The organism is Ensifer sp. ENS11 (genome assembly GCF_014851895.1).
Taxonomy (GTDB): Bacteria; Pseudomonadota; Alphaproteobacteria; order Rhizobiales; family Rhizobiaceae; genus Ensifer; species Ensifer canadensis.
Genome location: NZ_JACVAN010000095.1, coordinates 1 through 255, shown reverse-complemented (window position 1 = coordinate 255; position 255 = coordinate 1). Strand labels below are relative to the sequence as shown.

The following is a 255-nucleotide window of genomic DNA, read 5'->3' as shown; positions in this document are numbered from 1 at the left end:
ATCTCCGAGACGTTGACTTGCGCCAGCTGGACGCGGCCGGCCTTGCCAAACAGATCCCCGAGCTTCTTCAGCTGTGCCGTCTGCTCCGGATAGCGATCAAACACCGTGACAATGCGGTTCTTCGTCACCGTGCGCAGCCGCACGTAAAACATCCGCTCGCGCAGGGCGACGCGCAGGTCTCTTGCTCGTTCGCTGGGCGCCCAGGCCTCCGGCACCAGGTCGGCCCTGAGCAGATGCGCGAGCACCGTCGCATCG

The 255-nt window shown here is 65.1% G+C and carries 1 pseudogene; it reads right to left on the bottom strand.

What is annotated here, in order from left to right:
- Nucleotides 1–255: pseudogene (locus tag IB264_RS34375) on the bottom strand (IS110 family transposase); the annotation flags it as partial.